The 11,617-nt window shown below is 31.7% G+C and carries 11 protein-coding genes; 9 read left to right on the top strand and 2 right to left on the bottom strand.

Annotated elements, in window-relative coordinates; translation table 11 throughout:
* Positions 1-70: 70 nt before the first annotated feature.
* The gene (locus BUB65_RS01010; RefSeq protein WP_159429128.1) at positions 71-1,918 is read right to left on the bottom strand and encodes an LVIVD repeat-containing protein; all 1,848 of its coding nucleotides are present in this window, start codon (positions 1,916-1,918) and stop codon (positions 71-73) included.
* Between the two features lie 259 nt (positions 1,919-2,177).
* On the opposite strand from BUB65_RS01010, the gene hydF reads away from it, so the two are divergent.
* The 4 genes from hydF to BUB65_RS00990 are packed head-to-tail and all read left to right on the top strand — an operon-like array spanning position 2,178 to position 5,731.
* Positions 2,178-3,386 (top strand): [FeFe] hydrogenase H-cluster maturation GTPase HydF, encoded by a 1,209-nt coding sequence (hydF, locus tag BUB65_RS01005; protein ID WP_073071170.1) that lies wholly within the window; start codon positions 2,178-2,180, stop codon positions 3,384-3,386.
* Positions 3,383-4,747 (top strand): aspartate ammonia-lyase, encoded by a 1,365-nt coding sequence (locus tag BUB65_RS01000; RefSeq protein WP_073071167.1) that lies wholly within the window; start codon positions 3,383-3,385, stop codon positions 4,745-4,747. Before hydF ends, BUB65_RS01000 begins: the two co-directional genes overlap by 4 nt.
* Before the next feature lie 10 nt (positions 4,748-4,757).
* Positions 4,758-5,045, top strand: coding sequence for a hypothetical protein (locus BUB65_RS00995; RefSeq protein ID WP_073071165.1), 288 nt, complete (start codon positions 4,758-4,760; stop codon positions 5,043-5,045).
* On the top strand, positions 5,045-5,731 hold the full coding sequence (locus BUB65_RS00990) for a HesA/MoeB/ThiF family protein (RefSeq protein ID WP_073071163.1): 687 nt from the start codon (positions 5,045-5,047) through the stop codon (positions 5,729-5,731). Before BUB65_RS00995 ends, BUB65_RS00990 begins: the two co-directional genes overlap by 1 nt.
* Here the strand turns inward: BUB65_RS00990 and BUB65_RS00985 are convergent.
* The gene (locus BUB65_RS00985; RefSeq protein WP_073071161.1) at positions 5,722-6,564 is read right to left on the bottom strand and encodes a DUF4438 domain-containing protein; all 843 of its coding nucleotides are present in this window, start codon (positions 6,562-6,564) and stop codon (positions 5,722-5,724) included. The two genes, BUB65_RS00990 and BUB65_RS00985, sit on opposite strands and share 10 nt — an antisense overlap.
* A gap of 288 nt (positions 6,565-6,852) precedes the next feature.
* Between BUB65_RS00985 and BUB65_RS00980 the strand changes: the two genes are divergently transcribed.
* The 5 genes from BUB65_RS00980 to BUB65_RS00960 all read left to right on the top strand — a co-directional run bounded on the left by BUB65_RS00980 (position 6,853) and on the right by BUB65_RS00960 (position 11,608).
* Positions 6,853-7,395: a lysophospholipid acyltransferase family protein gene (locus tag BUB65_RS00980; RefSeq protein ID WP_234946697.1), complete on the top strand. Its 543-nt coding sequence runs from the start codon at positions 6,853-6,855 to the stop codon at positions 7,393-7,395.
* 222 nt (positions 7,396-7,617) lie between these two features.
* Entirely contained in the window at positions 7,618-7,917 is a 300-nt protein-coding gene (locus BUB65_RS08415; protein WP_234946696.1) for a hypothetical protein, read from the top strand.
* Positions 7,898-9,238, top strand: coding sequence for a sodium/glutamate symporter family protein (locus tag BUB65_RS00970; RefSeq protein ID WP_073071159.1), 1,341 nt, complete (start codon positions 7,898-7,900; stop codon positions 9,236-9,238). Before BUB65_RS08415 ends, BUB65_RS00970 begins: the two co-directional genes overlap by 20 nt.
* A gap of 145 nt (positions 9,239-9,383) precedes the next feature.
* Complete coding sequence (gene tdh, locus BUB65_RS00965; protein WP_073071157.1) at positions 9,384-10,415, top strand: L-threonine 3-dehydrogenase; 1,032 nt, start codon at positions 9,384-9,386, stop codon at positions 10,413-10,415.
* A gap of 11 nt (positions 10,416-10,426) precedes the next feature.
* Positions 10,427-11,608: a glycine C-acetyltransferase gene (locus BUB65_RS00960; RefSeq protein WP_073071155.1), complete on the top strand. Its 1,182-nt coding sequence runs from the start codon at positions 10,427-10,429 to the stop codon at positions 11,606-11,608.
* Positions 11,609-11,617: the final 9 nt, after the last annotated feature.

The raw sequence follows: 11,617 nt of genomic DNA, 5'->3' as shown, positions 1-11,617 counted from the left end.
TCAATTTTATATTTAACATACAAATAATCCTTCACCCCAGTTTTAGAATCTTACACAATTAATTAGTTAATCATTGAGCGCAAACATCTAAAATTTTAATCCATTCCATATCCGATATTAAATCTGGTTCAGATGGAGTGCTTACATCAAAAATCAACAATCCGTTGTTACCATCAGCAACATAAGCATAGTTCCCTTCCACATATATGCCTGATGAGTAACCTTCTGTGTCATAATTACTTACCAAGCTTGTATTCGTTGGATCACTTATATCTAAAATAACTAAACCGTTGTTACCATCAGCAATATACGCATAATTTCCTACTACTTTAATATCTCTAACATTCCCAGGGGTATCAAAAGTCTTTACTAATGTTGGATTAGTTGGAACAGCTATATTTATTATTTTTAAACCATAATAATCATACGCTAAATAGGCATACTCCCCAACTACATCTATATTAACACCATATCCTATTGGTTCACTATAATTTCCTACAATTGTAGGATTGGTAGGTATACTAATATCTATTATAGTTAATCCGTTATTTCCATCAGCAATATACGCATAATTTCCTACTACTTTAACATTCCTGGCACTTCCACCTGTATTACAATTACCTAAAAGAGCTACATTGCTTAAATCGCCAATATCAATAATATTTAATACACTATAGTTATTAATTACATATGCGTAGCTCCCAACAACATCCAGACTATTCGGATAACCTGTTACATCATAGCTAGCAACTACAATTAGACTAGCAGGATCACTAACATTTACTATTACTAAATCATTTTCGTTATTTACCACATATGCGTAATTTCCAATAATTTTTACATCCAATGTATTTCCTGACATCCAAACACCACTCATTACAAAAGGTTTAAAAGGCTCAGAAATATCTATTAACTTTAATCCGTCATAATCATCAGCTACATATGCATAATTCCCTTCTACAATCACTTTATTAGCTTTACCAAACCCTTTAACAACTTCTAAAAAAGGATTTGTGGGATCGCTAACATTCACTATTACAAGCCCTTCTACTTCATCAGCTAAGTATACATAATTTCCAATAACATCTATTCCAAATGAATAACCCCTCACATCATAGTTACCAACTATCATTGGACTAGTAGGGTTACTAACATCCACTATTACTAAACCACTTTCATCATTTGCTATGTACGCGTAATCTCCAATAATCTCAATTTCATAACCTTCGCTTTCCATGTTGAGAATACTAGCGGTTGAAGGATTAGTAGGATCACTCACATCGATTATCATCAAACCATCAAAACTACCAACATATGCATAATCATCTTTAACAACAACCTTATGAGCACCTTTTAATTTAAAATGACCAGATAGAACAGGATTAGTTAAATTACTAATATTTACTATTACTAATCCATTGTTACCATCTGCAACATATGCATAATCACCAACAATGTCTATACCTGATGAATAACCATCTGTATCATAGCCACCAACTATTGTTGGATTTGTCAAATCACTAATGTCTACGATCTCAAAACCTTTATTATTTTCTGCTACGAACGCATAATTTTCTACAACTTTTACATCCTTAGCATAACCAATTGTATCAATAGCCCCTACAAAATTTGGATTTGTAGGAACTGTTATATCTATAATTAATAATCCATTGTTACCATCTGCAACATATGCATAATCTTCAATAACATCTACTGCACATAAGTAACCCTCAGTGTTATAGCTTCCAACAATAATTGGATTATTAGAATTTGTAACATCAAAAATTATCAAACCTTCAAGCCCACCTGCGGCATAAACGTATGTTGGTTGTTTGTGGTAAGTTTTTACAGAAAAACAACCCACAAGTATAAAACCTAAAAAAATTACATTTAAAACTATCAAATATACTTTCCTCATTTCTCCACCTCCCCAAACAAAATTCTTTTTCATATACCTCTCTACCAGTAATTAGAAACGAAAATTGCATATTTGAATTGTTTAATCCTTCAACTGAGAATAAAATTGTTAAATCAATTTTCTATTTATTTGATTATAACATAATTGTCTTAAAATTATATTTTTTCACTCAGCAACTTTTTGAGATTACTCAAATCTAATTTACTTATTTTAAACTATTTGGTATAATTGAAATGAAAGCAATTACAGAGGTGATTATATGAAAACAAGTTCGGGATTTAGAAAATATATAGTAATAGCTGGAAAAAGAAACGTAGGAAAATCCTCATTTCTTAATGCTTTAATTGGCCAAAATATCTCAATTGTAAGCAATGTTGCAGGTACAACTACCGATCCTGTATTTAAAACTATGGAACTTTATCCCGTTGGACCAATCACTTTTATTGACACACCAGGACTAGATGATGTAGGAGAACTAGGTTTAAAAAGAATCGAAAAGGCAAAAAAGATATTATATAGAGCAGACGCAGGAATACTGATAGTTGATTCTCTACTCACAACTTTTGAGGAAAATATAATCAAACTTTTCGAAAATCTTGAAATTCCTTTTATCATAGTAATAAATAAGATAGATATATTAAAAAATGTCGAAAAAATAAAAGAAAGTTATTCAAAATACAATGTGCCCATTATTACTGTATCTTCACTTAAAAAAGAAGGATTTGAAAATTTGGGCAAAATCCTTCACGAAATTATCCCTGAAGATGAAGAAATTCCATTTTTATCAGATTTAATTGATGGTGGAGAGCTAGTTATACTAGTTGTACCTATTGATCTTGGAGCTCCTAAAGGAAGATTAATAATGCCGCAAGTTCACGCAATAAGGGAAGGATTAGACCGTGAGGCTTTAGTTCTTGTCGTAAAAGAAAGAGAATTAAGATACGCTATTGAAAACATTGGTATACAACCAAAATTAGTTGTTACAGACTCCCAAAGTGTAATGAAAGTTGTTTCAGATATTCCTGACAATGTACCTTTAACAACTTTCTCAATCTTGGAATCAAGATATAGGGGAGATTTAGAATACTTTATTGAAAGCGTTAAAGAAATTGAAAAACTAAAAGATGGTGACAAAGTAATAATAATGGAAGGATGTACTCATAGACCTCTAACCGAAGATATTGGAAGGATAAAAATTCCAAGATGGTTGACCAATCACACAGGTGTTTCTTTAGAATTCAAAGTTTGGGCTGGTGTAGATATGCCTGAACTTTCAGAAATTGAAGATGCAAAACTTATAATCCACTGCGGCGGATGTGTTATGAACAGAGCTTCAATGATGAGAAGAGTAAGAATGTTTAAGAGGCTTGGAATTCCTATGACAAATTATGGCGTAGTTATTTCTTATCTTCATGGAGTACTAGACAGAACTATTAAACCACTGATATCAAGGGAAGTGGAATTTTGAGAAAAGAACGTGATTATTTAGGTGAAAGAGAAATTCCAGATAATGCTTTGTATGGTATCAGTTCATTAAGAGCAACAGAAATATTTCCTATAACTGGAGAACAATTTGATGAAAAGTTTTTATGGGCATATTTTATGATAAAAAAGTCTGCAGCAATCTTAAATAAAGAATTGAACTATCTTGATGAAAATATTGCCAACGCAATTATTAAGGCAACCGATGAATGGAAAATGTTAATAAAACATATAATTGTTGATCCTTTATCTGGCGGAGCTGGAACTTCCGTCAATATGAACATAAACGAAGTAATTGCCAATAGAGCTTCTCAACTTATAGGGAAAGAAATTGGTTACATAAAACCTATTGAACATGTAAACATGCATCAATCAACAAATGACACATTTACAACCGCAGGCAAAGTAGCTGTAATTTCAAGACTAAGAGAATTAATAGAACAAGTAATTATTTTACAAGATACCATTCAAAAAAAAGAACATGAATACTATAAAATAAGAAAAGTTGGAAGGACACAATTGATGGATGGGCCACCAATTATGTTAGGTCAGGAATTTGGAGCATGGGCTGATGCTCTTGCTAGGGATCGATGGAGATTGAATAAAGTTGAAGAAAGAATTAGAAATGTTAATCTCGGTGGTACAGCCATTGGAACAGGTATCGGAGCGCCCAAAGATTATATACTCAAAATAGTAGAAATTCTTAGACAAGTTACTAAAATAAAAGTTGCTAAAGCTGATAATTTAATTGATGCAACTCAAAACATGGACGTGTTCGCAGAAGTTCATGGGCTTTTAAAATCTTTAGCAGTAAACTTATTCAAAATTTCTAACGATATAAGGTTACTTGCAAGTGGCCCTAATACTGCAATTGGCGAGTTGATTCTTCCCCCAATACAAATAGGTAGCTCAATAATGCCAGGAAAAATTAATCCTATAATCCCAGAATATGTTATACAACTATCTTTAGCAGTTTTTTCACATGATAGTCTAATAAATCATGCGTGTTCTCAAGGAAATCTTGAATTAAATCAATTTGCTCCTATTATCGTACATTACACACTAAAATCAATTAAATTCTTAAAAAATTCTTGTTTTTCTCTTGCCGAATATATAAATAAAATAAAAGTAAACGAAGAAAAATGTGAAGAAAATCTAAGAAAATCTGTTTCTAATCTTACTCCATTAATTAACCTATTTGGATATGAAAAGGTATCAAAGGCAATTAAAGAAGCAAATTATGACCTTTTTAAAGCTATTGAATTGCTCTCTAAAACCGAAAATATTTCTAAAGACGAAATTATTAAAAAAATTAAGCCAGAAAAACTGACAAAATTAGGATTTTGAGGTGATGAAAATGAAGGTGAATTTTATTGGAGGTATAAGATATTTAATTGGAATAAAGGAGTTAGAAGTTAATTTTGGCAATTTAGATGATATTTTCAAAGAAATAAGTAAAAAAATTGGTAAAACTCTTAATTTTATAATCGACAAAGAAAACAATAAAACTTTTGTTGTCTTAAAAGAAAATGGTAAGGAATTAAGATTTTCCGTTGTGATTCACAACAACGGCGAAAATATTTTAAAAAAGGAACAATTGGAAGACGGCGATTTATCTATAATCATGCCGGTAGGTGGTGGATAATGTTAGATGTATCAAGGCATATAAAACTATATCAAAAATTATCACATAAAATAAAAAACAGCAACATTCTTGTTGCAGGTGCTGGAGGACTTGGTTCAACAGTTCTGCAAAATCTAGTAAGAATTGGATTCAAAAACATAACAATTTATGATCCAAAAGAAATAGATCCCCCAGACTTAAATAGACAAATATTATTTGATAGCACTGATATTGGAAAAAGCAAAGTACAAGTTGCTAAAGAAAAATTGTTGAAAATTAATCCCGAGTGTAATATAGATATATTTCCTGAAAAAATTACCAAACACACAAAATTAAACAAACATTTTGACATAATCTTTGATTGCCTTGATAATACTGAAAGCAGATTCGATCTCGATGAACTTTCATTAAAGTACAAAGTGCCTTTGATTCATGGTTCTGTAGAAGAGTATAGAGGTGAAATAACAGTAATATACCCAGGAATAACTAAATCTCTAAAAGAGATTTTCTTAGGATATTATTCTACCCAATGTTGGCAAGTAATCCCTCCTACAGTATTAATTGCAGCTTCTTTTCAAGTATCCGAAGGTCTAAAAATTCTTGAAGGAAATTTCGAGGACGCATTATTAAATAAGATATTATTTTTTGACATTCTTCATAATGATTTTGAAATAATAAACGTGAAAGGAATCAAAGATCACAAATAATCTTTTATATTCATTTTATCCACTTTTTCAGTAATTATACTATCATTAGGAGAGGTCATTATAACGACTATTCCCGGGCCATGGCCAGTCTTTATACAATTTGAATGAACAACAACCCCAATAGATACAGCCCCTTTTCTAAAACCACCAATTCCGTATCCATTATAGTGATCTTTGATAGCTACAATATCTCCTATTCTTATTTTATCAATTTGGTATTTTCTAATCTCTTCCATATCATGAGTATTTATATCATAGTCCATACTTATCGGATTAGAAGCTCCTATCCCTGATCCTGTTAAATGAGCAGGAATTTCTGCAACAACAGGAACAATGATTTTTCCAAACCTTTCTTCTATTGGCAATCTTTCAAATAACTCAGGATCAATGTTAAAAACTTTAACATCAGGATAATCCAGAAGCTCTAATCCTTGCCCCCAAGCTTTTATTAAAATTTTGTCACCAATCATTAATTTTTCTTTATTTTCAAAATAAATCAAAATATGCTGTATTCCTCCATGTTTCCCTATTACGTAACCTTTCATTCCTTTCGCATCACCTGAAACAACTTCTGCACTGTTACCAATACATGCAAGAGACATACAAGTATCATTAAAATTTTTGTCATTATTCTTTGCCGATACATCAGGTTCTATGTGATCACCATGCATCTTGAACGCATTATCTCCTAGACCAAAATTGTAAGTTATTCCACCAACTCCGGGGAAATAATAAACATTTCCATCTTTGTCCAGAACAGGAACTCTTGTTACAGGATGAGCAACTCCTACCATTATAGAAAGTTTCACAACACTTTCTTTATTTGTTCGCATTTTTTCTCCCCTTTCTAGCTTTTAAATTTCCATCAACATTGTTTAAAAAATACATATACAAAAAATAACATATGTATTTTAAAAAAATTTTATCAAACTAAAAAATTCAAATATATCCCAAGTACATTTTAACTTTATCGCATCTGTTAAATCTTTTGCTACTATAATCATTTTACACCAGAAATATCAAAGTTTACTAATAATTTTGTTGCACTTTATTATAACATATTATTATTATAGCAAGGTATGATATAATTTCTTATGCGAACAAAATGTAGGAGGGATTTTATGCAGCCAATATGGCTTCTGAGACCTGTTTTAGCTCCTTTTTTCAAAAAACATTACAATTTAATTCTTAAAGGAAATTTCCCATCTCCCCCCTTCCTTTTAATTGCAAATCACACACATACATTTGATCCTCTGTTTATTAGTACATTTTTTAAAATGCCAATTTGTTGGGTAGTTGCTAAAGGTAATTTTAATAGAATCATAATAGGTCCTTTATTTAAGTCTTTAAAATTTATTTCTAAACAAAAAGGTGAGCCAGATATAGGAACAATTAGAGGTATCTTAAGAAATTTAAAAGACGGAAATGTAGTAGGTATTTTTCCGGAAGGCTCGGTTACCTGGGATGGAAATTTTCAAGAACTACCATCGGGAACAGATAAATTGTTAGAAATGGTCAAAGTACCAATTGTATCTATAAGAATTAAGGGAGGATATCTATCAAATCCTAGATGGGCAAATTATGGTAGAAAAGGAAAAATAATTTTAGAAGTAAAACAATTTCATGGAAAAGAAGCATTAGATTTTATAAAACACAATGAATAGGAATGGCAACAAAAAGAAAAAATCAAATTTTGGGGGAATAATCGAACAAGTGGAATAGAAAGAATTCTATGGTATTGCCCAAACTGTGGTAGTTTTAGAAGTATACATAATAAAGGAAACTATGCCCTGTGTGAAAAGTGCAATCAAAGCTTTACAATTGATGAATATGGATATTTGAACGGCCAAAGAATTGATTATTTTTTAAATAACCAAGTTAGAATATTGAACAAACAATTTGATAAAATCACGCAACTCAGCAAAGCAAAACTATTTATAGAAGAAAAGAATAACTACAAACACAAAAAAGTAATAAACGGAATTATAAAAATTCGGAATAATGGAATAAAAATTGGAAATGTTTTCCTCGAATACAAAAATATAAAAGGACTTTCCACATTTCTGAAGAGATATACCGAGTTTATATATGAAAACAAATATATAATCAGAATTAAAACAGAAAATGAAAGTTTATTATTATACTACCTACTGAGGAGGTATAAAGATGTTTACAGCAACAATTGAAACATTTTTTATTATTTCTGGATTATTCACTATAGCTATCTTGTTGAAACGTTTTATACCTTTATTAAGGAAAGTCCTTATTCCAAATTCTATCTTAGCAGGTTTTATTGGCTTTATTATTGGACCAAATTTGCTTAACCTTGTACAAATAGATGTGGAATTTCTTGGCAAAATAATTTATCATCTCATGGCAATAGGATTTATCGCCTTATCCTTGCGAAAAATTGAACAAAATGGCAATAAAAGTTACTTCGGTGCTGGTCTCATAATAGTCGGAACATATCTTTTTCAAGGTATCATTGGTGTTTCCTTTGGATTTATAATTCATCTATTTGATAAAAACTTTTCACCAGCAATAGGATATATAATTCCTCTTGGTTTTGGTCAGGGACCAGGCCAAGCATTTTCAATAGACCATCAATGGGAACTATTAGGTCTTCACAGTGGAAGCTCTGTTGGTCTAGCAATTGCCGCTGCTGGATTTGGTTGGGCAACAATAGGTGGAATCATTATTCTAAATTGGCTTTTAATCAAGTGGAAAAAAGCAAAAAATAATGTGTTAGTTGAAAAGAAAGCAATTGAAGTAAAAGATTATGAGTTTCCTGATATGGATGGCATGACGATTCAATTAGTAATTATTGGAATGATTTATCTTTTAACTTACACATTCTTAATTTTTTTAGAAAAACTTTTATCACCTCTCGGAAACTTTGGGCAAACATTTTCGACAGTCCTTTGGGGCTTTCATTTTGTTATAGGTGCAATATTTGGTATGATGTTTAGAGATTTTTATAATAAACTAAAAGAGAAAAATTTTGCAAGAGAAAATTATCTTAACAATTTTCTGTTAATAAGAATTGCCGGTGGTGTCTTCGACTTTATGGTAACTGCTTCAATAAGTGCAGTGGTTCTTGCAAAAATCCAACAAGAATTTTGGGGAATATTTACTCTAACATTTATAGCCGGAATTCTTACGTATCTCTTTATTATGTCTATCACAAAAAAGACATTCACAAAACACGAAGTCGAAAATAGAATAGCATTTTATGGTATGCTTACAGGAACAATTTCCACAGGCATGGCTTTACTAAGAGAAGTTGATCCCGCACTTGAATCAGGAGCAGCTGAAAATTTAGTGTTGGGCAGTGGAATTTCAATGGCTATCGGTATACCCTTGATCGCTATTTTAGATTTACCTTCTCTTTCAATCTCCACTGGTAATAATATTTATAACTTAATCGGATTAGGTTTAATGTTGTTATATGGCTTACTATTATTCATAGCTGGCAAACTTTTTTTAAGAAAATCGAGAAATTCATAATCAATGCTCTTTTTTAATCTTTTTTACATTAAACAAATTTAAAAAACCGTAATTTCATTTATTTATATTAAACTTTGATTTACTAATGTCTGTTTAAGATATATAATTATGTTTGGTAATCTATTAAATTGGGAGGAGGCTTAGAATGAAAGCCATTTTAAAAGAAAAACCGGGGCCAGGTTTTGTTTTAAAAGACGTAAAAAAACCAGAAAAATTGGGACCTCGAGAAGTTTTAGTAAAAATTAGAAGAACCTCTATATGTGGAACCGACGTCCACATATATAAATGGGATGAATGGTCACAAACGAGAATAAAACCTCCTATGATAATTGGCCATGAAATGGCTGGTGAAGTTGTAGCAGTTGGAGAAGCAGTTACACAAGTTAAAATTGGAGATCTTGTTTCTGCAGAAACACATATCCCATGCGAGCATTGTTTACAATGCAAGACTGGTAGAATGCATGTATGTCAAAATTTGGAAATATTAGGCGTAGATAGAAATGGAGTTTTTACAGAATATGCTATAATTCCCGAAACTGTGTTATGGAAATTCTCTGCGGAAATTCCTCTTGATTTTGCATCAGTTATGGAACCTTTTGGAAATGCAATACACACTTCTTTAGTAACTGATTTAACGGGAAAAGTTGTCTTGATCACAGGAGCTGGACCAATAGGACTAATGGCCATACAAGTTGCAAAAGCTGCAGGAGCAAGTTTAGTAATTACAAGTGAAGTAGATTCGACAAGGATTCAAATGGCTAAAGAAAATGGAGCTGATATAATAATAAATCCGTTAAAAGAAGATCTAATAAAAAAAGTTTACACAATCACTAAAGATGGTGTAGACATACTTCTAGAAATGAGTGGTAATAAAAAAGCACTTGAAGATGGTTTAAAATGTGTAACTATGGGTGGAGAAGCATCTTTACTGGGAATATTTGGTGGAAGTATAGATATCAATCTGGACTCTCTCGTTATAATGAAAGGAATTACAATATATGGTATAACTGGGCGCAGAATGTTTGACACATGGAAAATCGCTGATGAACTCCTTAGAAATAAAAAAGTAGATTTATCAAAAGTTGTAACTCACATCTTGCCATTTGAACAATGGGAAAAAGGATTTGAACTTATGTTAAATAAAAAATGTGGTAAAGTTGTATTAAATCTTGATTAGGGGGTGAATTTATGTTCGATTATAGTATTTTTGCACAAGAACTTGAAAATTTAAAAGAACAAGGACTTTATACATATATAAGAACTCTTGAATCTCCACAAGGAGCGTGGCTAGTTATAAATGGGAAAAAAGTTTTAAATCTTTGTTCTAACAACTATCTTGGATTTGCAAATGAAGAAAGATTAAAAAACGCAGCAATTAAAGCAATTGAAAAATGGGGTGTAGGGCCTGGAGCCGTTAGAACCATCGCCGGTACTTTTTCTTTACACGAAGAATTGGAAAAAACTTTGGCAGAATTTAAAAAAGTTGAAGCAACAATTTTTCTCCAGTCTGGTTTTGTCGCTAATCAAGCTGTTATACCCGCAATTACTAACGAAAAAGATGCGATCCTATCTGATGAACTCAATCATGCAAGTATAATTGATGGTGTACGCCTTTCTAAAGCTATGAGATTTGTTTGGAAACACAGAGATGTTAAAGATCTTGAAAAAAAATTAAAAGAAGCAAACGAACAAGGAGCCAGGAGAAAATTAATAATAACTGATGGAGTTTTCAGTATGGATGGAGATTTAGCACCACTTCCAGAAATTGTAGAACTCGCTGAAAAATACGATGCTATGGTCATGGTTGACGATGCTCACGGAGAAGGAGTCCTTGGAAGCCATGGCAGGGGAATAGTTGATCACTTTGGTTTACATGGTAGAGTTGACATTGAAATTGGTACACTCTCAAAGGCTTTCGGAGTACTTGGAGGATACATTGCTGGAAAAAAAGAATTGATTGAATATCTTAAACAAAAAGCTAGACCATTCCTGTTTAGTAGCCCTCTTTCTCCAGCAGATACCGCTGCTGCTCTTGAAGCCACTAAAATTCTCCAGGAATCAGATGAAAGAGTTAATAGACTTTGGGAAAATGCAAAATACTTCAAAAATGAAATGAGAAAATTAGGATTTGATACCGGAGAAAGTGAAACCCCAATTACTCCTGTAATGCTTTATGACGCCAAACTTTCAACACAATTTAGTAAGGAATTATTCAATGAAGGAATATTTGCACAATCGATTGGCTATCCTACAGTTCCTAAAGGAAAAGCAAGAATTAGGGTAATGATCAGTGCAACCCATTCAAAGGAAGATCTAGATTTTGCTCTAGAAAAATTTGAAAAAGTTGGAAAAAAACTCAATGTGATTTAATTTAAAATA

Source organism: Thermosipho atlanticus DSM 15807 (assembly GCF_900129985.1).
In the GTDB taxonomy this organism is placed as follows: domain Bacteria; phylum Thermotogota; class Thermotogae; order Thermotogales; family Fervidobacteriaceae; genus Thermosipho_A; species Thermosipho_A atlanticus.
Note: the sequence above shows the minus strand (reverse complement) of the source record. Positions and strands in the feature narration are given on the sequence as shown.